Here is a 22,979-nt window from a genome sequence, read left to right as displayed (position 1 = left end):
AGCCCGGTAGCTCGTCAGGCTCATAACCTGAAGGCCGCAGGTTCAAATCCTGCCCCCGCAACCAAAATTTACAATCACAAAGATCAGCTATCAAGATTTGAAGCCGCTATAGGCTGTCGTGTCCGCCAGCCGCTCCGCCCGTGCTCGCGTCTTTTGCCGCTGATGGCCGTTGTCAGCTGAGCGAGCGTCAAAGGCTTGATGGGGTGAGCGTTATCGACCCCTGAAGCAAGCTGTCGATGCATCGTATTTGATAAGGCAGAAGATTTTCCTTCGCCGGCAGACGGAGAAGAGTCTCAGGCGGGACGCATTGATCGGCCACATCGATGATGTTCGCGGATGATGTGGTGCCGCTTGTTTCTGAATCGATTTGTCAAGAAGTCTGGCCGCCTAGTGACCGCAGCGGCCAGCCATACTTAAGGCTGCGGGGGATGGATCATATCGCGCGCGTATGAAAGTCCGATGCCATAGCCACCGGCGTGGGCTTCAACAATCCCTCTGGCTCCGGCATAGGTTTCGTGCCTTGTCCAGTCTCTTTGAAGCTCGAGGAGGACTTGAATCCAAGACGTCATCGTCGCCCCTGCCGCCTCCATTCGCCGTAATGCAAGGGAATGACTTTCAGGGGTCAGCCCGCCACAGGCGTCGGCAACGACAGAGACATCGTAACCTTCCTCAATGGCAGATAGGACCGGAAACGATACGCACGCCTCAGTCAGAAGGCCGGAAACGAGGAGACGCTTGCGACCGGTTGCGACAACGGCGGCACGTGCCGTCTCGTCCTCCCAGAGGTTCATGTTCCGGCGCTCGACCGACTTTACATCGCCGATCGCGGCCTGGATCGCCGGCATAACGGGTCCGCTATAAACCGTCGAGGCGGATGTTGAGGCGATGATTGGCAGTTCGAACAACGTGGCCGTCTTTGCCAAGGCCACGACGTTTCCGAGGAGCGTTTGACGAGCGACGGACTCGACTCCGAAGGCGAGGCCCGCCTGCTGGTCGATTAAAAGAAGTGTGCAATCGTTCGGCGTAATCAAGGGCAACTCAACCATGTGGGTTTCCGATTCTCCATTGCAGGATGGCGAGACGCTAGCCAATATTTCGGTCGGCATCTTGGACACCCCTATCGCTATTTGGGATTTCGTCTTCCCCCGTTCCCATGAGATTGCTGACGCGCTGAGTTGGTCTACCACGGGAACCTGTCTCCATGTCGCCCAGTCAGGCGCCAGGGCGGGTAAGCTGTTCTCGACGGATTGACAGGGTCACAGGTTTTTGCCCGGTAGCAGTATTATCGTCCAATTCAATCGACCACGTTTTCGGTAAACAATGTCCTTGCGATGCACCGCGGCGGAGCTCGTTTCGACCCAATTCCGGCGCAACGCATAACCAGAGACAAGGCAAGACCCGAACCAAATGTCAGTCGAATCGACATACGAATTTCTCGTCCTTCTGCTGATGGCGACGATCATGCTCGAGCTTGTCGCCCGGCGTTTGCATCTACCGCCGGCCGCGGCTCTTATGATCGGCGGAATCGTTCTTGCGCTGACGCCTGGCGTTCCGGCGATCAAGATTGATCCGGAAATGGTCATGCTGATTTTTCTGCCGCCACTCCTGATGAGCGGCGCATATTTCACCGTATGGTACGACTTTAAGAAGCATTTTGCTGAGATAGCCTCTCTCGCGCTTGGTGCCGTCATATTCACGACATTGACCGTCGGAAGCGTGTTTCATCTCCTCTTGCCTGGTCTGCCATGGGCCGTGGGTTTCGCATTGGGGGCGATTGTCTCGCCACCGGATGCTGTCGCCGCCGGAGCGGTGCTCGAGAGGCTTCATCTCCCGAGCCGAATCTCGGCACTTCTGGAAGGTGAGAGCCTGGTCAATGACGCCAGTGGACTTGTGTTGTTACGCGTCGCTGTGGCCGCGACGTTGACCGGCACCTTCAGTATTTCAGAGGCCCTCGGGTCTTTCTCATGGGTGGCGATCGGAGGCGTGCTCGTCGGTCTCATCGTCGGCTGGTCCGGCGTTTGGGTGATCCGTCGATTGCGCGACAGCGAGCTGATCATTACAGCAACGCTCCTGCTCGCCGCGAGTTCCTATATCGGCGCGGAACGCCTTGACAGCTCAGGGGTCCTATCGACGGTCACAACCGGGCTCATCCTCGGATTCCATCAGCACGAAACCTTTTCAGCTTCAACCCGCGTGCGAGCTCAAGCGTTTTGGAAGGCAATGGTCTTTCTACTGGAGTCGCTTGTTTTCATACTTGTCGGCCTCTCACTTCGAGGCGTTCTCGACCGTATCTCCGGGGTCGGACAGGGCATTGGCGATCTTATCATTCCAGTTTCAGCCGTCGTTTTCACCGTGATCCTCGCGCGGTTTGTCTGGCTGCTTGGGACAGGAGCTTTGAAACGGGTCCTGCTATTTCGACGTTTCAGGAGCGGAGAGCCTTCATCAATTAAAACCACAACAATCATGAGCTGGGCCGGTATGCGTGGTGTGGTGACACTGACGGGCGCGTTGTCGCTTCCGGAACAGATGCCGGGAAGGGACATAGTTCTTATTGCCGCGTTTGCCGTGATTATCGTCACAGTTTTGGTCCAAGGTACAACCTTGGGCCCGCTCGCCACCCTCCTCAAATTGGCAAGTCCCGATGAAGAACAGCAGTTGCGCGACAATGAAGCTTCCGCCTGGAGGCGCGTAGCGGAAGCACAGTATCGTGCGATCCAGAAGCGCTCGCAGAAGGAGGATGGCAGTGAAATGCATCCCCGCCTACTCGACCAGTACAGGCATCGGGCGCAGGTTGCCGCGCAATACGAAGCTGACCGGGATATGCATGAGGGCATCAAGGTCGATCACTTCAGGACGGTTCTTGAGGCGCTTCAGGCGGGTCGTGCCGAAATCCTGCGGATGCACAGGGCTGGCGAAATCCATGATCGCGTCCTGCAGGATCTCGAACACGAGCTCGACCTTCAGGAGATCGCTGCGGAGAACAGGCTTTGATCTGTCCGGCCTGTGGATAGAAGGGCGCACCTTACCCTAACGTCGGACCATTGCGCAAATATCCACCGAGAATTGAAAATCAGCCATAATCAGTCCGGTTTTTGATGATTGGTGGCGTGTTCGGTTGTTGCCATAAGATTGTACAAGATAATTGTGGTCGTTATCGCAACGCTTGTTCTCTCTTCGGTTGAAACCTGATTTTCCGTGAGAATGAGCATTGCGCGGATATTCAGCAGAATTAGTATGGTCCACTGCAACCGAAATGTTCTCACGGATGCCACAGGCGCGGAGGCGTCTTGGAGGAGGGGGATTGAGCCTGGATTATCTTGAACTGAAAACGCTCGGCCCGTACTTCGGCCTTCCCGAGGCCGCCGCGCTGCGTACGGTGCCTATCAGAGATTCATCGATTTGCGTTACGAGAATAGCCAAGGATGTCTCGGATGGTGAGAGGCCAATCGTCTCCCTTCCCGTGTGCGATGCCTATTTTCTGATGGTCTACACCAAAGAGGCCCATCATTGCGATATCCTGGCCGATGGGAGCAGGACGCTGCCGCGAAAGTTCGAACGGGGATCGGTATGTCTTGTCGACCTTTCCGAAGGGGCGTCAATCGTCTTATATGCTAACCTTCACTCGGTTACTTTTTTTCTGCCAAAGACGCTTTTGGAGGAAGTCGGAGAGTTATCCAGCGCAAGCCCGACAATCGAGCTGCGGTGCCGAAGAGGCGAGAGGGATCCGGTTCTAAGCAATCTCACCGACGTCATACTTTCCCTCTTTGATCGAGAGACCGGATCGTCGGAAGCGCTTCTGAAACACCTGGCAATCGCGATCTGCTCTCATCTGATTGAGGACCCTCTCGGGGAGACGGGGGCCGGCGCGGACGACACGATCCTTCCCTTCAATCGCGAGGCTGCGGCAAAAGAGTTTATGAGAAAAAATCTTGCCCGTGAGTTGTCCGTCGCGGAAATAGCCGCGGCAGCTGGCCTCTCCGCTAATCATTTCTCGCAGGGATTTAAGAAGGTAACCGGCATCACGCCCCACCAATGGCTGATGCATGCACGCGTGGACGCTGCAAAGGAGCTGCTACGCGGAAGCGAATCATCGTTGAAAACGATCGCGAACGCATGCGGATTCGTGGATCAAAGTCATTTTACGAAGGTTTTCTCCCGTGAAACCGGGATGACGCCGGCGGTCTGGCGTGCCGGGTGCCTTAACTAATTAAGTTGAGCGAAAAGGAGCGTTTCGTAAAAAATTCGTTGGAATTTACCAAGGAATGCTCTAGCGTTGTGGCTGTAAGGATGGCTGGCCGGGGTGGACATTGGAAAGACAATTGGAGGGTGATAATGCGCCCGGAACGCCTGGTCCCAGTCGATGGACGATGAAGGCCTCGGCCATCACGATCACGCGCCTGTGCTACGACAAGGATGATCTTCCGATCGCTCCGCCGAGCAAACGTGACGAGGCGGTCTCTGTCATCACCCAGTTGACCGATTTCAGAATGCATCGACTTTGGAAGAACAACGAGCTCATTTTCGAAGGCGGGCATCCCAAGGGCGCGATTGCTATTACCGATCTTAGAAATGAATGGCAGTGCCATCATCTCTCGCCGTTCGATAATTTGAGGTTCAATATCCCGCTGTCCTTTGTGCGCTCTTTCCTGGAGGATATCGGACGCCCGCAATTCGGCGGGTTCGACTGTCGGCCCGGCACCAAGGACGACGTCATTCTTGGCCTTGCTCAGGCCGTCCTGCCTTATCTCGTCAATCGGCATGAGGCCAATCAGTTGTTTTTTGAGCAAATCAGTTTGGTTCTTTTGACGCATCTGACGCATACTTATGCCAGCCAGTACTTTCCGACGAGTAGGACGGGCGTCTTGGCGCCATGGCAGGAAAAAAGGGTACTGGAATTTATGACGGCGAACGCCTTCGCACAGGTTTCGATCGCCGAACTCGCTGAATTGTGCAGCTTGTCCCGGAGTTACTTTAACAGGGCGTTCAAGGAAACGTTTGGCCGCACGCCATATCGCTGGGTCATGGAGTATAGGGTTTCAAAGGCCAAAGATCTGCTGCTGTCGGGCCTTTCCATTCAAGAGATCGCCACAGCCTGCGGCTTCGCTGACCAGAGCCATCTGACGCGGGTGTTTTCGGATATTGCGGGAGAGCCCCCTGGCAACTGGCGCCGGCAGAACAGCTTGAAACTTAGCGATAAGATCCCATAAGATCGCAGCCGGCCAGAAGCTTGCGCTTTGGCGAAAATTCTTCCCCTCAGATCCTGTCTTGAGCAGGGCTCGTTTCCTTCCGGCGCCGTTTGATACCCGTTCGCCGAAACAGTCCGAACATCCAAAATGTCCTTCTAAGTGACAAGAAGATTGCTGCCGCAGCGGGCATCATCCGCTCCGTCAACGCAATTTAGCTGAATGACGACGCAATTCAGCTCAACGCTTTTGAGGAAAACATAATGGCCGTAAACGCGACACCGACGCCGGGCTCGAAGCTTCTTACTCCTAACGACCATACGCTGATCATGATCGATTTTCAGTCGCAGATGTCTTTTGCGACGAAGAGCATTGATGCTGTCAATCTGCGGAACAATGCAGCTCTCGTCGCCCACGGCGCTAAAGGTTTCGGCGTTTCCACCATTCTGACCACGGTTGCCGAAAAGAGCTTTTCCGGTCCGATGTTCTCCGAAATCACCGACGCGTTCCCCGGCCAGAAGTTGTTCGACCGCACCTCGATGAACACCTGGGAAGACGCTCCTGTCATCGAAGAGATCAACCGCATCGGCAAGACGCGCATTGTGCTTTCCGGCCTGTGGACCGGCGTCTGCATCGTTGGTCCGGCCCTGTCGGCGATTGAACAGGGCTTTGAAGTCTTCGTACTGGCCGATGCCTGCGGCGACGTTTCCGATGAAGCTCACAACCGGGCGATGGATCGCATGGTTCAAGCAGGCGCTCAGCCGATGACATCGCTCCAGTACCTGCTCGAGCTTCAGCGCGATTGGGCACGGACAGAGACCTACGACATGACCACTGGCATCGCCAAGAAGTTCGGCGGCTCCTACGGTCTCGGCATCATCTACGCAAAGACGATGTTCGGCGCGTCCGAAGGTCATTGACGAGTGAATGGCTGCTCGTGCTGACGCGCGATGCGACGGCCAGCTCCTCCAACTTTTCCGTGGCGCGCTCGTTCCTGCGCCACGGAACCCACCATTTTGTTTCCGCCATGTACACGGAGCTCACCATGACCGCTTCACCATCGATTAACGCGACCGTCGTCCTCGTGCATGGGGCATGGGCGGATGCATCGAGCTGGAGATCCGTTATTTCCCTTTTGCAGAAGCAGGGCGTTTCGGTTGTCGCCGTGCAGAATCCGACGTCATCTTTGGCGGCGGATGTCGAGGCAACCCGCCATGCGCTGAACCAGATCGATGGACCTGTCGTCCTTGCCGGTCACAGCTGGGGAGGAACCGTCATCACGGAAGCTGGTGACGATCCAAAGGTCAAGGCCTTGGTCTTTGTGGCGGCCTTCGCACCGAATGTTGGCCAATCGACTGGAGATCAGGTCGCTGCCCATCCGGCGCCCGCCGGCCTGGGGGAGGTGAGCACTGACCGCAGCGGCAGCTACATGATGAGCGTGAACGGTTGGATTAACGCTGTCGCGCAGGATCTTCCGGAACAGGACGCGCGGGTTCTCGCCGCGACCCAGCCGCCGCTCGGTGCCGGCACGTTCGCCGACAAGGTGAGCAAGGCCGCTTGGGCGAACCGCGGGAACTGGTACGTGATTTCGACCGAAGACCGGGCGGTCAGCGTCGAGCTCCAACGCGAATTGGCGGAGAAGTTGAACGCTCGTACGACCGAACTCAAAGCCAGCCACATGTCGTTGCTTTCGCAGCCAGCGGCCGTTGCTTCCGTCATCCTCGACGCGGTTTCCGAGGTATCGGTCGCCTAAGGCCAAGGCATGGATTCCAAAAGGACAATCACTCATGAAAATCTATCTGTATTCCCTGGCAGCCGGCCTGCTCGTCGGCATTGTCTATAGCCTGCTGAACGTCCGTTCGCCGGCCCCGCCAGTCATTGCTCTCGTTGGCCTCCTGGGCATCCTTGTTGGCGAGCAGATTATTCCCTTCGCCAAGACGCTCATCAAAAAGGAACCAGCCGCCGTCTCCTGGATGCATCAGATCAAGCCGCACGTGTTCGGCCATCTGCCCAAGGGCGAGAAGCCTTCAGACACCGCTGCCGACAAGGCGTGATCCCTTTTTCCAGTTAAGGACGAACGCAATGGATAACGCGACCGCGGACCTCATCCTGCATCACGGTCTGATCACCACGCTCGACCGCTCCAACCCAGCCGCCACCGCCGTCGCGATCAAAGACGGAAAATTCCTCGCCGTCGGCCACGACGCCGAGATCATGGCGCTTGCCGGGCCGAACACCAAGGTGATCGATTTGAAAGGCAAGCGTGTTCTTCCCGGCCTCATCGACAACCATACCCATGTCGTTCGGGGTGGTTTGAACTTCAACATGGAATTGCGCTGGGATGGTGTGAGCTCGCTCGCAGATGCCATGAACATGCTGAAGCGGCAGGTGGCGATCACACCGCCGCCGCAATGGGTCCGCGTCGTCGGCGGCTTCACCGAGCACCAGTTCGCCGAAAAGCGCCTTCCGACCATCGAGGAGATCAATGCCATCGCTCCCGATACGCCGGTCTTCCTGCTGCATCTCTACGACCGCGCCCTGTTGAACGCCGCAGCCCTTCGCGCAGTCGGCTATACGAAGGACACGCCAGAACCGCCCGGCGGCCAGATCACCCGCGACGCCAGTGGCAATCCGACCGGCCTGCTGCTCGCCAAGCCCAATGCCGGCATCCTTTATTCGACACTTGCCAAAGGTCCGAAGCTGCCCTTCGACTATCAGGTCAACTCCACCCGCCATTTCATGCGGGAATTGAACCGCCTCGGCATCACCGGCGTCATCGATGCCGGCGGCGGATTCCAGAACTATCCCGATGATTACGCCGTCATCCAGAAGCTCGCCGACGAGGGCCAGATGACGGTGCGCCTCGCCTACAACCTCTTCACACAGAAGCCGAAGCAGGAAAAGCAAGACTTCCTCAACTGGACCGCTTCGGTGAAATACAAGCAGGGCGACGACTATTTCCGTCACAACGGCGCTGGCGAGATGTTGGTCTTCTCCGCAGCCGATTTCGAGGATTTTCGCCAGCCGCGTCCCGATATGCCACCCGAAATGGAGGGTGAGTTGGAAGGGGTCGTGCGAGTACTTGCGCAGAACCGCTGGCCCTGGCGACTGCACGCCACATATGACGAGACGATCAGCCGGGCGCTCGACGTCTTCGAGAAGGTCAACCAGGATATCCCGCTCGAAGGGCTCAACTGGTTCTTCGACCACGCCGAAACGATTTCCGACCAGTCGATCGACCGCATCGCGGCCCTGGGCGGCGGTATCGCGACCCAGCATCGGATGGCCTACCAAGGCGAATATTTCGTCGAGCGCTATGGACATGGCGCTGCAGAAGCAACCCCGCCGATCGCCCGCATGCTGGAAAAGGGCGTCAAGGTCTCCGCCGGCACGGATGCCACGCGTGTCGCCTCCTACAATCCCTGGGTTTCGCTCTCCTGGATGGTGACCGGCAAGACGGTTGGCGGCATGCAGCTCTATCCCCGTGCCAATTGCCTCGACCGCGAGACGGCGCTACGGATGTGGACGGAAAACGTCACCTGGTTCTCCAACGAGGAGAGCAAGAAGGGGCGCATCGAGAAAGGCCAGTTCGCCGACCTCATCGTGCCTGACAAGGACTTCTTCGCCTGCGCCGAGGACGAGATCTCCTTCCTGACCTCGCAACTGACCATGGTCGGCGGCAAGATCGTTTACGGCGCCGATGATTTCCGGGCGCTCGGCGAAAACGACATACCGCCTGCCATGCCGGACTGGTCGCCGGTTCGCAAATTCGGCGGTTATGCCGCCTGGGGCGAGCCAGAGGGTGCCGGTCGGCATTCGCTGCGTCGCACAGCGATCACCGCCTGCGGCTGTGCCAACGATTGCGGCGTGCATGGCCACGATCATGCCGGTGCCTGGACATCGAGACTGCCGATTGCCGATCTGAAGGGCTTCTTCGGTGCGCTCGGCTGCTCCTGCTGGGCCGTGTGAGGACAAAGGCATGGACACTCTTCAAACCAAACTGGCCAGTCTTGCACGCCCCATCTTCGGGACGCGCTGGATGCGCTTCCTCGCCCATCTCGGCCTCTGCGCCGCCTATCTGCAGGGCGGCCTCAACAAGCTGACGGATTTTCCCGGCGCGATCGGCGAAATCACGCATTTCGGCCTGTCGCCGGCGGCACCTTTCGCCGTGCTCGTGATCATCTTGGAGCTTGCCGCCTCCGTCATGATCCTTGTCGGTTTCTTCCGTTGGCTCGGCGCGCTCGGGCTCGGCGCCTTCACGTTGCTTGCTACCTTTCTGGCGCTGCGCTTCTGGGAGCTGCCGGCCGGCATGGAGCGCTTCATGGCCGCCAATTCCTTCTTCGAGCATCTTGGCCTCGTCGGTGGCTTTTTGCTCGTCGCCTGGCTAGATCTCTCCCATCCCATCTCGAACACTGAGGCTTAAGACGTGATCTCACGACCGCTCCAAATACTAGGTCTTCTTCTCGCCCTTACTGCGCTGCCGGCCGCACCCGCGCTGGCGCGCAATGCCTATCCGCAGGTCGGTGTCGGCGCGCAATATGACACCACGCATGTTTATGTGGACCCGGACAAGGTCGACGCCTTCACCCAGAGCTTCCTTGCGACTTTCGGCGGGGCAAGCACGAAGCAGGTCGTCGCCACGGTGACGCCGACCCCGAGCAGCACGACGTCGCAGCTCCTGCAGACCCCCGCCGGTACCGTGTCGCTGTTCGGATTCAAGACGCCGATTCCCTATCCCTTCGGCGCCGAGCGCACCGGCTATCTCGTTACCGACATGGACAAGGCCGTTGCCGCCGCCCGTGCCGCCGGTGCAAGCGTGATCGTGTCGCCATTCCCCGATCCCATCGGCCGCGATGCCGTCATCCAGTGGCCGGGCGGCATAAACATGCAGATCTACTGGCACACGACCAAGCCGAACTATGCGGCCTTCGAAACCATCCCGGACAACCGCGTCTATGTGTCGGCGGATGCCGTCTCTGCCTTTGTCAGGGGTTTCCTCGCCTTCTCGAAGGGCAAGGTTGTCTCCGACGATAGAAAGGCACCCGGCATCGAGATCGGCCGTCCCGACGATACGTTCCGCCGTGTCCGCATCGAATCCGTGTACGGCAGGATGACCGTGCTCGTCACCGACGGACATCTGCCCTTTCCCTACGGTCATGAGATGACGGGTTATGAAGTCCCGGATCTCGGCGCGACGCTGCAGAAGGCCAAGGACGGCGGCGTGAAGATCCTCGTCGAACCCTACCAGTCGAGTGACCGCCAAGCCGCCATGGTGGAATTTCCCGGCGGCTATGTGGCGGAGATCCATGCCGTCGCGAAGCCCTGATGACAGCGCAGCGGCCGCATGGACGCGGCCGCCCTGCCTTTGAGGGAGTATAATGATGATCGAACGCCACCTATTCTCGGCGGCCGCCTTGCTGGCCTTGTCAGCGACAGCGGCAATTGCTGCTGACCAGGCAAAAGCCGTCAAGCGGCCCACGATCAAGAGCAACCGCTGGCAAGAGGATTGGTCCGTCCTGGCGGATCCTGCGCTGAGGACGCGACCGCTCGACAGCCTGAAATATCTCCCGCTTTCGTCCGGTGATCCGGGAACCTACGTATCGTTCGGCGCGAATTTGCGAGACCGGTTCGAGACAAACAACGCCCCAAGCTTTGGAATCGGCGGGATCGAGCGCGATAGTTATTTGATCCAGCGGGCACAATTCCACATCGATCTGCACCTCTTCGAGGACTGGCAGGTATTCACGCAGTTTGAAGATGATCGCGCATTCGGGAAAAGCTCTGTCGGCCCGGCGGATGCCGACAAGGCGGATTTGCGGCTGGCGTTCGTCTCCTATTCACACGATTTCGATGCCGGGACCTTCAAGGCTCGTGTTGGCCGGCAGGATTTTGCTTTCGACCTGCAGCGCTTCGTTTCCTCGCGCGACGGGCCGAATGTGCGGCAATCCTTCGACGCCATCTGGGCGGATTGGGAGACGGGGCCGTGGCGCTTCATCGGCTTCGTCAGCCAACCGGTCCAATATCGAAACGATAAGGCTTTCGACGACACGTCAAATGGCGACTTCCACTTCAGCACGTTGCGCGTGGAACGGCAGGTCCTCGGAACCAACGAGCTCTCCGCTTACTACTCGCTCTATCAGAAGCGCAACGCACATTACCTGGATGGATCGGGAGACGAAGACCGGCACATATTCGACACCCGATTTGCAGGCAGTTCGAGCGGTCTCGATTGGGATCTCGAGGGGATGGGGCAGGTGGGTTCGGTCGGCGACAAGGATATTCGAGCCTGGGCGATCGGCGCGCGCGGGGGTTACACCTTCGAGGATGCCCCTTGGACCCCGCGGCTGGGTCTGCAGTTCGATATCGCCTCAGGGGATCGCCATCCCGGCGACGGCACTGTCGGCACCTTCAATCCTCTTTTCCCGAACGGCTATTATTTCGCGCTCGCCGGCTACACCGGCTATACAAACCTCATTCACCTCAAGCCCTCGATCACGGTGAAGCCGACGGATAATATGACGCTGATGGCGGCAATTGGCCTTCAATGGCGGCAAACCACGGCAGACGCGATTTACGTGCAGCCCAACCAGCCTCTGGCAGGAACGGCGGGTCGCGGCGGTGCCTGGTCTGGGGCTTATGGGCAGATCAGGCTCGACTATGCCTTCAATGCAAATCTGACAGGCGCCATTGAGGCGGTGCATTACGAGATCGGCGATGTCATCCGCAAAGCCGGCGGTCACGACGGCAATTATCTGGGCGCTCAACTGACTTTCGCCTGGTGATCGAATTTCAAGCGATCCTAAGCGCCGGCCTGCGGTGACCCGAGCTTTGTCCAAACAAGACGACTATCGGACAAGAGGTGCGGCCCTTTACAGCTTATGAAATCAGCGTCCACCCTGAAGGTTACCAAAATGTCCGACAACCCGATCGAGATAATGTTTTCCCGCAGGCAAACATTGCTGGCCGGCGCAACCCTTTCCGCTGCGATAGCCATGCCGTCTCTTGCCTTCTCCGCCGCCACCTCCACAAAGACCAAAGGAATATCGCCCATGACCACCAGCTTCGTCGAAACCAAAGACGGCGTACAGATCTTCTATAAGGATTGGGGTCCGAAGGACGCCCAGCCGATCGTGTTCCATCACGGCTGGCCGTTGTCCTCGGACGACTGGGATGCGCAGATGCTGTTCTTCGTCCAGCACGGCTATCGCGTTGTTGCCCATGACCGTCGTGGTCACGGCCGTTCCTCGCAGGTCAGCGATGGTCATGACATGGATCACTACGCAGCCGATGCATCCGCGGTTGCCGAACATCTGAACCTGAAGAATGCCGTCCATATCGGTCACTCCACCGGCGGCGGCGAAGTCGCCCGCTATGTTGCCAAGTTCGGCCAACCGCAGGGCCGCGTCGCGAAGGCCGTTCTTGTCAGCGCCGTTCCTCCGCTGATGCTGAAGACCGAATCCAATCCGGGTGGGCTGCCCATGGAAGTTTTCGACGGCATCCGCAAGGGCGTCGCTGAGAACCGCGCTCAGCTCTTCCTCGACTTCCCCGCTGGCCCGTTCTATGGCTTCAACCGCGAGGGCGCGATCGTTTATCAGGGCGTGATCCAGAACTGGTGGCGTCAGGGCATGATGGGCAGCGCCAAGGCCCATTACGACGGCATCAAGGCCTTCTCCGAAACAGATCAGACCGAGGATCTCAAGAAGATCACCGTTCCGACCCTCGTCCTGCATGGTGATGACGACCAGGTCGTTCCGATCGCCGATTCCGCCGAACTCTCCGTCAAGCTCCTCAAGAACGGTACGCTGAAGGTTTACAAGGGCTACCCACACGGCATGCTGACGGTCCACGCCGACGTCATCAATCCGGACCTGCTCGCCTTCATCAAGGCCTGACGCACACGATCGGCCTGCCGCTGCGCTCGGGCGCAGCGGCAGGCGGCCCATTAAAGCAGTGTCCGGAGTGCCGGAGCACTTTACCGAGATATCCAGGATCCTCCGCCAATGAAAGCTGTCCCGCTTCCTCTCCTCCTCAGCTTCAACGGGGGATATGTCGATACCGTCGGCTTCCTGGCGTTAGGCGGGCTGTTTACCGCGCATGTGACCGGCAATTTCGTGACCTTGGGCGCATCGTTAGCCTTGGGTATGGGCGGCACCCTATCCAAGCTCCTCGCACTTCCGGTTTTCTGCGCCGTCGTATTCGTCTCCCGTATCGTCGGGCTGGTGTTGCAGCGAAGCGGTCGACCGGTCCTGCGTCCTCTTCTCGTCGTCAAGCTGGTACTGCTTATCGTCGCCGCGGCGATCGCCTTGGCATACGGACCCTTCGGCGATCCGAACAGTCCGACGGCTTTTGCAATCGGCATGGTCCTTGTTGCCGCCATGGCGGTGCAGAATGGCATTCATCGCGTTCATCTGGCGAAATCTCCTCCGTCGACCCTGATGACCGGAACGACGACCCAGATCATGCTCGACCTTGCAGATATTGCTGTAGGCGGGCGTTCGGAGAGCACGGCTGCAGTTTACTCGCGTCTGAAGCGGATGGTGCTTGCCGTTGTCGTCTTCGCCTTGGGCTGCGCCATCGGGGCGCTGGCATTCATTCTCTCGCCCGTCTGGAGTTTTGTCGTTCCTGCCGTTCTAGCGGCCCTGGCACTCGTTGCGCACGTTGAAACGCCCGAGGGCGATTGATTGGCATGTACCACCAAAACGCACCATCCATCGAACCCCAGGAGAATGAAATGTCTGATCGTCAGATGTCCGATTCCAGCTATAGCCATGTCATCAATGTTGGTGCCGACAAGGTCGATATCGCCGACTGGCTGTTCAACTTGCCCGATGCGGAATATCAGCGCTGCTCCCCCGATCACATCGCCGCTGGCGCGACTTGGACGGACGACGGTCGCCGGATGTCGATCAATGTGGAAACGATCGGTGGAAGCCTGGTGATCCAGCATTATGTCGCCGAGATCGCTGAGCCCAACTATTGCAAGATGGTATCCATCTCCGATGTGATGGCCGCTTACGGTCGCACCAAGGTGCAGGTGATCTGGGAGCTCAGCGTCAAGCCGATCGATGCCGACCATTGCGAGTACACGAACCACGTGCGCGCCTTCGCCACCGACGAGTTCCTGGCCTATTGCGAGAAAAATAACATCAATTTCGCAGACGCCGCGAAGGCCCGTTCGGAAGCGTCGTCCAATCACAACAAGGGCGAGACGCCACTGTTTGCCGAGAGCATTGCGCGGCGCGCTAGGGAAAAGCGATGAGATTGCCGCTGAGCAGATACTTCGCCTGACATGGACAGCAAGCTGCAATTTGTCTCTCCGGCAGGTGCTGGGGAGACGTGCTTTCGCGGGAATGGAGGCATCTACCTCATTGAGAGGTACCGCGCTCTCTTCAAAGCGGCCGGCAATTAAATATGCTGATCGTGCCGGCTCGCGGCGGGCGAAAGTCCCGTCAATGAGGACTTCCGCCTGATAAAATGAAGCACGTTTCGGCAGAGACGTCGATGTCTCATGGTTCATGCCGGCTCAGCAGTGCAAAAGCCTGATCGTCGCCGAAATCGACCGGGCTCCATTTTCGATCCGCGTCGGGGCCGATCCGATCATCTTCGATCAGGCCGAACTTGCGTGCGAAAGCTGAAAGAGCTGGCGGATGCGATTGGCCAATGTCCTCGCATGCTGCGGTGGTGTGATGCCATCCCCGCGCAGACGCTTTTCCTGCTCGAGCCGATCTGCAAGCGTTGCGGCGATCGCATCAGCCAAAATTGGACGCTCCCGCAGGACTTCGCAGAGCTGATCTCTGCCGATCTCGCAGGCAACGACCGCCGTCAGGGCAACGATACGGGCAGGTTCTTCCGCGCCGATCAAGACACCACGTTCGCCGAAGAAATCCCCCGGCGACAGTCGATTGAGTTCCACATCTCGACCATTCTCCTGGCGGACGACATGCACCACGCCGCTTTCCACAAGCGTCAGCGCCTGGGAATGTTCTGCCTGCGGGATAATCTCTGTCCCTTTGGCATAGGTTTGTCGCGTCGCGGATATGAAGAGCGTTTCACGTTCTTTTTCCGTAAGCGCGGAAAAGAGTGGCAGCATTGCGATGAGCCGCAACGGGTTCTCGGAGCCTTCCTCCGAGCCGGTCAAAGCCTCTGATTTGAGCGCCGCGCTGGATATGGCGTTGCTTGCGAGTGGAATTCCGGCCGCCAGCGCGTGCCGGTACACCAGATCGTAGATTTCGTTCTTTGCGGCTGTCGTCTCGGATATGTCACGGATGCGGAAAGCAAGCTCGAATTCGATGACTTCCTTGGTGAGGTTGACGATCGAGATCAGGGGATCCGGAATACGCATCATATGATTGCTTCCCAACGTGACCGTTTCTAGCAGTCTTGTCATGGTTGCTGGCGTGCGTGTCGGAGCAAGCTTGATCGACATGGCAATGCCATGTGTTTCATCGGGACTATTGAGATTGACGAGTTGCGATTTTGCCAGCGCGCTGTTTGGAATAACGACGAGATCATTGGTGGCATTGGAGAGATGGGTCGCGCGCCAGTTCGTCTCGATGACGCGACCCTGGACACCGCTCTCCAGAATGATCCAATTTCCGACCTCGTACGAACGGCCAAGGTTGAGGGCGATGCCGGAAAATACGTCGGAAAGCGTGCTTTGCAACGCCAGGCCAAGGACGATAGCAAAGACACCGGATGTAGCGATCAGCGTGCCAACCGGCACGCTGAATACGTATGCCACCACCGAAAGTGCCGCTCCGACGTAGATGATCCCAGCGATCAAGTCCTGGACGAACCTCGCTTCGAGCGGCCGTCGCTCGAAGATCAGGAACAGCCTGACGCTGCTGACAATCATCATTGCCCCGCCGAGCCACCAGATTGTCTTTGCAAGTCCATAGAACAGGCGGTGCCAAAGGTCCGACGATGTCAGCGTCTCGGAGTAGGGCGCAACGCCGTTCGACAACAGAATGGCGGTCAACGTAACAAAAAAGGCGACGTCGATCGCGAAGCGGAAAGCCCTGTGCTTCGGCAATAGCCAATGCGCCCCGGCGACAAAGGCGACGAGAAACAAGAATTGCGTAATGGGATCATGAAGATATTGCATCGCGTAGCCCAGGAAGCAGCCCAATACCGGTAGCCCAAATTCCGGACGGCGTCTTGGCGATTTCAACGAATTTTGGCGTTCTCTCGTTCAGCAATAGTGAACAATGCATAGTCCGCGTAGGCAATTTCAATCTTAATCGAATCTGCCGACATCTTGTTCATCGAAATAGGAGTTCGGCAAATGAACAAGCCAATTGCATTTCATACCTTCAAGGACGGTCGCAATATTGCTGATGCCCAGTCCGACATTCCGCTCATCGTCACCTCGAAAGACGTCATTCTTGTTGGCGTCAGCGCGAGCAATCATTTGCAGTCGAGCCCTATAACGGGAGCACGATCATGAGCCGCAAGGTTTTTGGAAGACAAGCGAGCTTTCTGACGGCTGCGGCCGTCGTTGCCCATACGATCTGGACCAGCGCCGCTCCGGCGTTGACTTATCCGCTCTATGCGCAGGAATGGCATCTGACGACATTCATGACGACGGCGATCTTCGCGGTCTATCCGGTCTTCGTCGTCTTCATGCTCGTCGTTTTCGGCAATGTATCCGATTACATCGGGCGAAGGGAAGCAATGCTGCTCGGTCTTGCCGCTTCGCTCACCGGCACGCTGATATTTGCGCTGGCGCCGGACGTTGACTGGATCTTCATCGGCAGGGCCTTCATGGGCGTCGGCGTGGGGCTGTCCGCAGGGCCGTCGGCTGCCGCCATGGTCGAGTTCAGCGCGCCGGGCCGAACCGCGCAGGCCGGCAGCGCGACGGCCGCCGCCCAGGCGTTCGGAATGATCGGCGCCGCCCTTGTCGGAGGTGCGCTCATCGAATATGCGCCGCTACCGACACGGCTAAATTTCGCCGTTCTAGCCATAGTCCTCACCGTGCTCACGGTTGCGACCTGGATGCTGCCAAACCATACGGCATCGCGGCCCACCGGCCGCTGGCGGCCGAGGGTTCCCGCCATCCCGAACGGCCTGTTTGCGACCTTCGTCACGGCGACTGCGGCGGTAACGGCTTCTTACGTGCTTGGCGCAATGACGCTTTCCCTCGGTGCGCAGGTGGCGCGTGATGTCATTGCCTCCCAAAACGCCCTCGTAAACGGCGGAACCATCGCGCTTTTTGCAGTCTCCTCTGCCATCGCGACAATCCCGGTGCGGGGAGTCAAACCGAGTAGGGTCATGCTTATGGGCAGTGCCATCGCCATTGTCTCCTCCGGGTTGCTGGCGCTCGCTGCGGTCCTGCACTCGCTGGTGTTCTATACCGTTGCCCAGATCGGCGGCGGGATGGCCTACAGCCTGCTCCTCCTTGGAGGACTTTCGCTCATCAATGCCGCCGCTCCTGTGACGCATAGAGGCGCGACGCTTTCAGCGCTGTTCCTGGTCGCTTACTTGGCCCAGGCCGTGGTGGCCCTGTTGCTGGGCAAGATCGCGACCTGGGCGAGCCTTTCGTCTGCGGTGGATCTGGGCGTCGCGACGGTCGCAACGCTGGCCTTGATAACCCTTCTTCTTGATGCGGTCAGAAACACGGTCACCGGCCGCCGTGCTCGCAAGGCTGGCACGCATTGATCTGATCATGAAGCGGAGTGGGGCCGACAGTAAGCAGGATCGGCCCCACGGCTTTCCGAATTGCCGAAGATTTTTAGGGACAATCGATTTGTCCAAAAGAGCGGCAGTGGCGACAAGACGCCCCTCAAACCCATGCGCGAAATAATCGCAACGTTTGCAACAGCGAAGCACCTCATATGAAACTTTCGAAGCGACATCTGGCAATCGGAGCCGCGTTCGTATCGGCTATGATCGTTACCGGGATTGGGATTGCTGCCTGGATCGTCTATGAGCCCGCACTCCCAGAAGTCGCGCGCCCATCACCCTCGAGCTTCGATCGTGGTCTTGTCGCAAAGGGCGAGCAGCTCGCCACCGTCGGCGATTGCATCGTCTGTCACACCGCGCCGAATGGCGCACCTTTCGCCGGTGCGCGCGCTTTGCCGACGCCTTTCGGCACACTCTTCTCGAACAACATCACGCCCGACGAGAAGACGGGCATCGGCGCCTGGTCGCTCGCCGCGTTCAGCCGCGCCATGAGGCAGGGCGTCGGCCGCGATGGGAGCCATCTCTATCCGGCGTTGCCCTATGAGCATTTTACCCACGTCGGCGACGACGACCTCAAGGCAATCTATGCATTTCTGATGACCCGCCAGCCGGTCTCGCAGCAAGCTCCCGAAAACCAGTTGCTTCCGGGTCTCGGATTCCGGCCGCTGCTTGCCGGCTGGAAGCTGCTCTTCCTCAGGCAGACGGCGTTCGAGCCTCAGGCGAACGAAAGCGCCGAATGGAACCGGGGAAAATATCTGGTGGACGGGCTTGCCCATTGCGGCGGCTGTCACACGCCACGCAATCTTGGCGGCGGCGAGGAGAAGGGGCGGGAATTTGCCGGCGGCGTTGCAGAGGGCTGGAACGCACCTGCGCTCGACACAACGAATCCTTCCGCCGCGACCTGGAACGCGGATTCCTTGTTTGCCTATCTCAAGACAGGATCCGATCGCGAACACAGCGCGGCCGGCGGCCCGATGGGGCCTGTTGCCGAAGGTCTCTCCCGTCTGAACGATGCCGACGTCAGGGCGATCGCTGTCTACGTCGCTTCGCGGATGCACCCATCTCGTGATGGCGCTCCGGCGGCCGTCGCAGCCGAAGCCGGCATCGATAATCGATCTGCCGCCGCCGCGGCGCATCCTGAGGCCGATCTTCTCTTCGAAGGCGCCTGCTCCGGCTGTCATGCGCCGGGTGCGCCGATGAACGTCAATGGCCGGCCGCTTCTTTCATCCACGTCCGACCTCAAAGCCGATGACCCGAGGAACGCCGTGCAGACGCTGCTGTGGGGGATCGAGCCGCCAGGGGAAAAAGGTCCGTACATGCCGTCCTTTTCCAACACCGTGACCGACCGCCAATTGGCCGAGCTGCTCGCCTATGCCCGCGCCCGCTTCACCAATAAGCCGACATGGCCCGATCTGGAAGCTGCCGTCGGCGATATACGCAAGGAGAATGCGGAATGACGATCTCGATCAGCGTCAATGGCGAGGGCCATGAGGTCGAAGCCGATCCGGATACGCCGCTCCTCTACGTCCTGCGTGACGACCTCGAGCTGAATGGCGCCAAATATGGATGCGGCCTCGGGCAATGCGGCGCCTGCACCGTGCATGTCGATGGCATGCCGGTTTTCTCCTGTCTGACACCTGTCGGCCTGCTTGAAGGCAGGAAGGTGCGCACCATTGAGGGGCTGGGCACAGCTGAAAAGCCGAACGTCGTCCAGAAAGCCTTCCAGGATGAGCAGGCCGCACAGTGCGGCTATTGCATCGCTGGCATGATCATGCGCGCCCAGGCTCTGCTCGACCGTAACCCATCTCCGACCGAGGAACAGATCCGCGTGCACATGCAGCCCAATCTTTGCCGTTGCGGGACGCATGCCAGAATATTGCGGGCGGTGCATCGCGCGAGCCTTGAGCTTTCCCTCGCTTCCGCGACAGGAGGCGCGCAATGAACGCCATTCCAAATGCCGGTCTCACCCGGCGCTCCTTCCTCAGCGCAAGTGGCATAGCCGTTGCATTTGCACTTACGCGTCCGGCCTTCGCCCAGCTCGCCGGCGGCGGCGAAGGAGGGGCAGGGCCTGCCGTCGTCGCTCCCGACCTTCCCGGAAGCCTGAAAAACTGGCCCTATCTCGATTCCTGGATCCAGCTGGACGAAAAGGGTCACGCGACGGTCTTCACAGGCAAGGCCGAGCTCGGCCAGGGCATCAGGACCGCATTGCTGCAGGTCGCGGCGGAAGAGCTCGATCTGCCGCCGACCTCGGTCACGATGGTGACGGTCGATACCGCGCGCACGCCTGATGAAGGCCTGACGGCGGGTAGCCATTCGATGCAGGATAGCGGCACGGCAATCCGCAACGCGGCGGCCAATGTCCGGATGGTGCTCCTGCAGAAGGCGGCAGAGCAGTTGCAGGTCGAGCCCGAACAGCTTTCGACGACCGGAAAAGGACAAATTGCCGTATCGGATGGCCGGGTGGTTTCCTATGGTGAGGTCGCAGCCGCGCTCTCGCTGCATGTCGAAGCAATCGCCAACGCACCGTTGCGCAAGAAGCCCGAGTTTCGAACAATGGGCACAAACCTTCCGCGCATCGACATCCCCGCCAAGACGACCGGCGGTCAGGCTTTCCTTCATGATATGCGCCTGCCGAGCATGCTGCATGCCCGCTTGCTGCGAGGCCCGAGCGAGAGGACGCGTCTGAAGCTACCGCCCGCCGCCGAGATCGAGGCGATGCCGAAGGTGGTCAAGTTCGTGCAGAACGGTGATTTTGCGGCCATCGTTGCCGAGAAGGAGTGGGACGCGGTCAAACTGATGCGCAAGCTACAGGCGTCCGACTACGAGGCGGCAGGAGCAGCGTTTCCGACCGGAAGCGTCACGGATACGCTGAAGGCGCTGCCGGCGCGCGACATCGTTATTCTCGACGTCGCCCATCCGACCGCGGCGCCTGTCAAGACACTGTCGGCGCGTTATACGCGCCGATGGATCAGTCATGGCTCGATTGGTCCTTCCTGTGCCATCGCACTGCTTGAGGACGATTTCCTGACCATCTGGACCCATAGCCAGGGAACCTACGACGTACGCCGCGTCGCCGCCGAGCTGCTTGACCGGCCCATCGAGAAAATCCGTGCCATCCATGTCGAAGGCGCGGGCTGCTACGGTCAGAACGGTGCGGATGACGTCGCCGCAGAAGCTGCTTATATCGCCATGACGGTTCCCGGCCGGTCGGTGCGGCTGCAGTGGATGCGCGAACAGGAGTTCGGCTGGGAGCCGCTCGGTCCGGGCATGGTGACCGAGGTCGAAGCCGGTCTTGACGCCTCCAACCGCATCGTGGCTTGGAAATACGATGTCTGGAGCAATCCGCACAACAACCGCCCGGTCGGCGCCGGCGGCGTTCTCGTCGGCAATCAGATCGTGCCCGGCTTTCCGCAGCCCGAAGGCAAGGAAATTCCAATGCCGGAAGGAGACGGAAGCCGCAATTCCAATCCGCTCTACGATCTGCCGAACATGAATGTCCTTTATCACTTCATCAAGGACATGCCGATCAGGGTCTCGGCATTGCGTTCGCTCGGCGCCCATCTCAACGTCTTCTCGATCGAAAGCATGTTCGACGAGCTTGCGCTTGCCGGCAATGTCGATCCGCTCGATCTTCGGCTGAACCACATGGCCGATCTCCGCGCTCGCCAGGTCATGCAAACGGCGACCGATGCATTCGGCTGGCACAAGCGTCAGAAGAAAGGGCCCTTCCACGGCTTCGGTATGGCTTTTGCGCGATACAAGAACCTCGGCGCCTACTGCGCCGTCTGCCTGGAAATCAGCGTCGACCAGAATACCGGACGGATCATGGTTCACCGCGTCCAGGCCGCCGCCGATTGCGGGGAGGTGGTTAGTCCGAACGGCGTTCAGAACCAGATCGAGGGTGCGATCATTCAGTCGCTCAGTTGGTGCACGCGCGAGGAAGTCACCAACAACGAAACGATCCGCACCAGCTTCGATTGGAGCGCGTATCCGATCCTGCGTTTCCTCGATATCCCTAAGAAGATCGACGTGATTGTCGAGGAGCAACCCGGCCAACCGTTTCTTGGTGTCGCAGAATGCGGGCAGGGGCCGACTTCGGCCGCCCTTGCTAATGCGTTGGCCGACGCGACCGGCATTCGCTTCCGCGACATGCCGATGACGCCGGAAAGGGTGAGGGCGGCCATCGTCACTCTTTAGTTCCCTCGATGCCAGCCTCCGCTAGCGTGGCGCGAAGAGCGGTGATGAAGACACGGACTTTGGGAAGGACGAGACGCGTCGTCGGATAGACGGCCCAGATATTTATCGGCTCAGGTTCTGCGCCATGAAAATCGATCGGCGTCAGGCGGCCAGCCTTGATGTCGTCGGCCGCGTACCAGGTCGACAACATGGCGATGCCGGCCCCACCGAGGCATGCCGTGTAGCAGCCTGCGATGCTGCTGCAGGAAAAGCGTCCGTTCAGTCTCGCGTGGCGTTCAGCAACATGCTCGCGAAACGTCCAATGAGTGGCGCCGGCGAGTGATAGGCAGTCGTGATCGGCGAGTTCGTCGAGGGAGGAGGGCGTGCCGCGACGGGCAAGATAGCGCGGACTGGCGACGACGACCCGCGGATTGTCCGCGAGTTTGCGGGCGATAAGACTGCTGTCCCTGAGCCGGGCGATGCGGATTGCAAGATCCGTCCCGGTCGCCACTAGGTCAGGCAGGCTGTCGGTCATGTCGACCGAGATCCTTAGATCGGGATTGTCTTCCAACAGCTTTGGCACCATCGGCATGATGAATTTCAGCGCGAACGAGATCGGCACGGATATGCGCAGCAGGCCGGCGGCGCTCTCGGTGCCGGAATGCAAGAGCGCCATGGCGGCCGCCTCGTTATCGACGAGCGCCTGCGCGAAAGGCAGGAAGCTCTCGCCTTCCGGGGTGAGCGAAAGTGACCTCGTCGTGCGGTGAAGCAGCCTTACTCCGACTGTGGCCTCGAGCGCGGCCAGTCGGCGAGTTGCGATCATGGGAGTGATGCCAAGACGTCGCGCGGCAGCAGAGAGGCTGCCGGCCGAAACCGCTGCGGTGAAGACCAATACATCATCCGTATTCATTATATCGATATCCGTTATACCGGCTGATC

General features: G+C 59.3%; 23 protein-coding genes. 19 read left to right on the top strand and 4 right to left on the bottom strand.

All coding sequences use genetic code 11. The features are described 5' to 3' along the window. A partial coding sequence (locus FHT73_RS29365) for a hypothetical protein (RefSeq protein ID WP_210290485.1) occupies positions 1 to 180 on the top strand: 180 nt, incomplete at its 5' end. Between the two features lie 233 nt (positions 181 to 413). Here FHT73_RS29365 and FHT73_RS25940 read toward each other — a convergent pair. After that, entirely contained in the window at positions 414 to 1,046 is a 633-nt protein-coding gene (locus FHT73_RS25940) for a hydrolase (protein ID WP_112609699.1), read from the bottom strand. Positions 1,047 to 1,407: 361 nt separating this feature from the next. Between FHT73_RS25940 and FHT73_RS25935 the strand changes: the two genes are divergently transcribed. The 10 genes from FHT73_RS25935 (at position 1,408) to FHT73_RS25890 (ending at position 11,965) form a co-directional block, all read left to right on the top strand. Then, complete coding sequence (locus FHT73_RS25935; protein ID WP_183715785.1) at positions 1,408 to 2,991, top strand: Na+/H+ antiporter; 1,584 nt, start codon at positions 1,408 to 1,410, stop codon at positions 2,989 to 2,991. Positions 2,992 to 3,301: 310 nt separating this feature from the next. Further along, entirely contained in the window at positions 3,302 to 4,207 is a 906-nt protein-coding gene (locus tag FHT73_RS25930) for an AraC family transcriptional regulator (protein ID WP_162708070.1), read from the top strand. Between the two features lie 160 nt (positions 4,208 to 4,367). Further along, positions 4,368 to 5,207 (top strand): AraC family transcriptional regulator, encoded by an 840-nt coding sequence (locus FHT73_RS25925; RefSeq protein WP_183715783.1) that lies wholly within the window; start codon positions 4,368 to 4,370, stop codon positions 5,205 to 5,207. Between the two features lie 239 nt (positions 5,208 to 5,446). Next, positions 5,447 to 6,103, top strand: coding sequence for a hydrolase (locus tag FHT73_RS25920; protein WP_112398684.1), 657 nt, complete (start codon positions 5,447 to 5,449; stop codon positions 6,101 to 6,103). Further along, positions 6,100 to 6,936: an alpha/beta hydrolase gene (locus FHT73_RS25915; protein WP_246712226.1), complete on the top strand. Its 837-nt coding sequence runs from the start codon at positions 6,100 to 6,102 to the stop codon at positions 6,934 to 6,936. Before FHT73_RS25920 ends, FHT73_RS25915 begins: the two co-directional genes overlap by 4 nt. A 34-nt stretch (positions 6,937 to 6,970) precedes the next feature. Then, positions 6,971 to 7,237, top strand: coding sequence for a XapX domain-containing protein (locus FHT73_RS25910; RefSeq protein ID WP_112609707.1), 267 nt, complete (start codon positions 6,971 to 6,973; stop codon positions 7,235 to 7,237). Between the two features lie 28 nt (positions 7,238 to 7,265). Next, positions 7,266 to 9,152: an amidohydrolase gene (locus FHT73_RS25905; RefSeq protein WP_183715781.1), complete on the top strand. Its 1,887-nt coding sequence runs from the start codon at positions 7,266 to 7,268 to the stop codon at positions 9,150 to 9,152. A 10-nt stretch (positions 9,153 to 9,162) separates the two neighbouring features. Further along, entirely contained in the window at positions 9,163 to 9,606 is a 444-nt protein-coding gene (locus tag FHT73_RS25900; RefSeq protein ID WP_183715779.1) for a DoxX family protein, read from the top strand. 3 nt (positions 9,607 to 9,609) lie between these two features. Next, the gene (locus FHT73_RS25895; protein WP_183715777.1) at positions 9,610 to 10,509 is read left to right on the top strand and encodes a glyoxalase; all 900 of its coding nucleotides are present in this window, start codon (positions 9,610 to 9,612) and stop codon (positions 10,507 to 10,509) included. 52 nt (positions 10,510 to 10,561) lie between these two features. Beyond that, on the top strand, positions 10,562 to 11,965 hold the full coding sequence (locus FHT73_RS25890; RefSeq protein ID WP_183715775.1) for an alginate export family protein: 1,404 nt from the start codon (positions 10,562 to 10,564) through the stop codon (positions 11,963 to 11,965). Between the two features lie 17 nt (positions 11,966 to 11,982). On the opposite strand, the gene FHT73_RS29600 is transcribed toward FHT73_RS25890, so the two are convergent. After that, positions 11,983 to 12,234 carry a hypothetical protein gene (locus FHT73_RS29600; protein ID WP_246712230.1) on the bottom strand — a complete coding sequence of 84 codons (252 nt, stop codon included), beginning with the start codon at positions 12,232 to 12,234 and terminating at the stop codon, positions 11,983 to 11,985. Between FHT73_RS29600 and FHT73_RS25885 the strand changes: the two genes are divergently transcribed. From FHT73_RS25885 to FHT73_RS25875, 3 genes are all read left to right on the top strand, one after another. After that, the gene (locus FHT73_RS25885) at positions 12,119 to 13,075 is read left to right on the top strand and encodes an alpha/beta hydrolase (protein WP_246712229.1); all 957 of its coding nucleotides are present in this window, start codon (positions 12,119 to 12,121) and stop codon (positions 13,073 to 13,075) included. The genes FHT73_RS29600 and FHT73_RS25885 overlap by 116 nt on opposite strands. Before the next feature lie 108 nt (positions 13,076 to 13,183). After that, positions 13,184 to 13,864 (top strand): YoaK family protein, encoded by a 681-nt coding sequence (locus tag FHT73_RS25880; RefSeq protein ID WP_183715771.1) that lies wholly within the window; start codon positions 13,184 to 13,186, stop codon positions 13,862 to 13,864. Positions 13,865 to 13,914: 50 nt separating this feature from the next. Then, positions 13,915 to 14,442 carry a hypothetical protein gene (locus FHT73_RS25875; RefSeq protein WP_183715769.1) on the top strand — a complete coding sequence of 176 codons (528 nt, stop codon included), beginning with the start codon at positions 13,915 to 13,917 and terminating at the stop codon, positions 14,440 to 14,442. Positions 14,443 to 14,790: 348 nt separating this feature from the next. On the opposite strand, the gene FHT73_RS25870 is transcribed toward FHT73_RS25875, so the two are convergent. Beyond that, on the bottom strand, positions 14,791 to 16,287 hold the full coding sequence (locus tag FHT73_RS25870) for a mechanosensitive ion channel family protein (RefSeq protein WP_183715767.1): 1,497 nt from the start codon (positions 16,285 to 16,287) through the stop codon (positions 14,791 to 14,793). A 180-nt stretch (positions 16,288 to 16,467) separates the two neighbouring features. Between FHT73_RS25870 and FHT73_RS25865 the strand changes: the two genes are divergently transcribed. From FHT73_RS25865 to FHT73_RS25845, 5 genes are all read left to right on the top strand, one after another. Next, positions 16,468 to 16,629, top strand: coding sequence for a hypothetical protein (locus FHT73_RS25865; RefSeq protein ID WP_183715765.1), 162 nt, complete (start codon positions 16,468 to 16,470; stop codon positions 16,627 to 16,629). Continuing rightward, positions 16,626 to 17,840 (top strand): MFS transporter, encoded by a 1,215-nt coding sequence (locus tag FHT73_RS25860; protein ID WP_183715763.1) that lies wholly within the window; start codon positions 16,626 to 16,628, stop codon positions 17,838 to 17,840. Before FHT73_RS25865 ends, FHT73_RS25860 begins: the two co-directional genes overlap by 4 nt. A gap of 176 nt (positions 17,841 to 18,016) precedes the next feature. Beyond that, a complete protein-coding gene (locus FHT73_RS25855) occupies positions 18,017 to 19,321 on the top strand; it encodes a cytochrome c (protein WP_112609723.1) in 1,305 nt (434 codons plus the stop codon). Further along, positions 19,318 to 19,806 (top strand): (2Fe-2S)-binding protein, encoded by a 489-nt coding sequence (locus FHT73_RS25850; protein ID WP_183715761.1) that lies wholly within the window; start codon positions 19,318 to 19,320, stop codon positions 19,804 to 19,806. Before FHT73_RS25855 ends, FHT73_RS25850 begins: the two co-directional genes overlap by 4 nt. Then, positions 19,803 to 22,061 (top strand): molybdopterin cofactor-binding domain-containing protein, encoded by a 2,259-nt coding sequence (locus FHT73_RS25845; RefSeq protein WP_112609727.1) that lies wholly within the window; start codon positions 19,803 to 19,805, stop codon positions 22,059 to 22,061. Before FHT73_RS25850 ends, FHT73_RS25845 begins: the two co-directional genes overlap by 4 nt. On the opposite strand, the gene FHT73_RS25840 is transcribed toward FHT73_RS25845, so the two are convergent. Next, on the bottom strand, positions 22,051 to 22,950 hold the full coding sequence (locus FHT73_RS25840; RefSeq protein ID WP_112609729.1) for a LysR family transcriptional regulator: 900 nt from the start codon (positions 22,948 to 22,950) through the stop codon (positions 22,051 to 22,053). The genes FHT73_RS25845 and FHT73_RS25840 overlap by 11 nt on opposite strands. Between the last annotated feature and the right edge of the window lie 29 nt (positions 22,951 to 22,979).

The organism is Rhizobium sp. BK098 (assembly GCF_014193155.1).
GTDB lineage: Bacteria > Pseudomonadota > Alphaproteobacteria > Rhizobiales > Rhizobiaceae > Rhizobium.
This window is presented reverse-complemented; position numbering and strand designations above follow the sequence as displayed.

Coding starts and splice junctions, on each gene's coding strand:
- FHT73_RS25905 (WP_183715781.1), top strand. CDS start 7,266: ATGGATAACGCGACCGCGGACCTCATCCTGCATCACGGTCTGATCACC.
- FHT73_RS25855 (WP_112609723.1), top strand. CDS start 18,017: ATGAAACTTTCGAAGCGACATCTGGCAATCGGAGCCGCGTTCGTATCG.
- FHT73_RS25850 (WP_183715761.1), top strand. CDS start 19,318: ATGACGATCTCGATCAGCGTCAATGGCGAGGGCCATGAGGTCGAAGCC.
- FHT73_RS25880 (WP_183715771.1), top strand. CDS start 13,184: ATGAAAGCTGTCCCGCTTCCTCTCCTCCTCAGCTTCAACGGGGGATAT.
- FHT73_RS25885 (WP_246712229.1), top strand. CDS start 12,119: ATGTTTTCCCGCAGGCAAACATTGCTGGCCGGCGCAACCCTTTCCGCT.
- FHT73_RS25920 (WP_112398684.1), top strand. CDS start 5,447: ATGGCCGTAAACGCGACACCGACGCCGGGCTCGAAGCTTCTTACTCCT.
- FHT73_RS25890 (WP_183715775.1), top strand. CDS start 10,562: ATGATGATCGAACGCCACCTATTCTCGGCGGCCGCCTTGCTGGCCTTG.
- FHT73_RS25935 (WP_183715785.1), top strand. CDS start 1,408: ATGTCAGTCGAATCGACATACGAATTTCTCGTCCTTCTGCTGATGGCG.
- FHT73_RS25870 (WP_183715767.1), bottom strand. CDS start 16,287: ATGCAATATCTTCATGATCCCATTACGCAATTCTTGTTTCTCGTCGCC.
- FHT73_RS25940 (WP_112609699.1), bottom strand. CDS start 1,046: ATGGTTGAGTTGCCCTTGATTACGCCGAACGATTGCACACTTCTTTTA.
- FHT73_RS25925 (WP_183715783.1), top strand. CDS start 4,368: ATGAAGGCCTCGGCCATCACGATCACGCGCCTGTGCTACGACAAGGAT.
- FHT73_RS29600 (WP_246712230.1), bottom strand. CDS start 12,234: ATGGGCGATATTCCTTTGGTCTTTGTGGAGGTGGCGGCGGAGAAGGCA.
- FHT73_RS25875 (WP_183715769.1), top strand. CDS start 13,915: ATGTCTGATCGTCAGATGTCCGATTCCAGCTATAGCCATGTCATCAAT.
- FHT73_RS25900 (WP_183715779.1), top strand. CDS start 9,163: ATGGACACTCTTCAAACCAAACTGGCCAGTCTTGCACGCCCCATCTTC.
- FHT73_RS25910 (WP_112609707.1), top strand. CDS start 6,971: ATGAAAATCTATCTGTATTCCCTGGCAGCCGGCCTGCTCGTCGGCATT.
- FHT73_RS25840 (WP_112609729.1), bottom strand. CDS start 22,950: ATGAATACGGATGATGTATTGGTCTTCACCGCAGCGGTTTCGGCCGGC.
- FHT73_RS25845 (WP_112609727.1), top strand. CDS start 19,803: ATGAACGCCATTCCAAATGCCGGTCTCACCCGGCGCTCCTTCCTCAGC.
- FHT73_RS25860 (WP_183715763.1), top strand. CDS start 16,626: ATGAGCCGCAAGGTTTTTGGAAGACAAGCGAGCTTTCTGACGGCTGCG.
- FHT73_RS25865 (WP_183715765.1), top strand. CDS start 16,468: ATGAACAAGCCAATTGCATTTCATACCTTCAAGGACGGTCGCAATATT.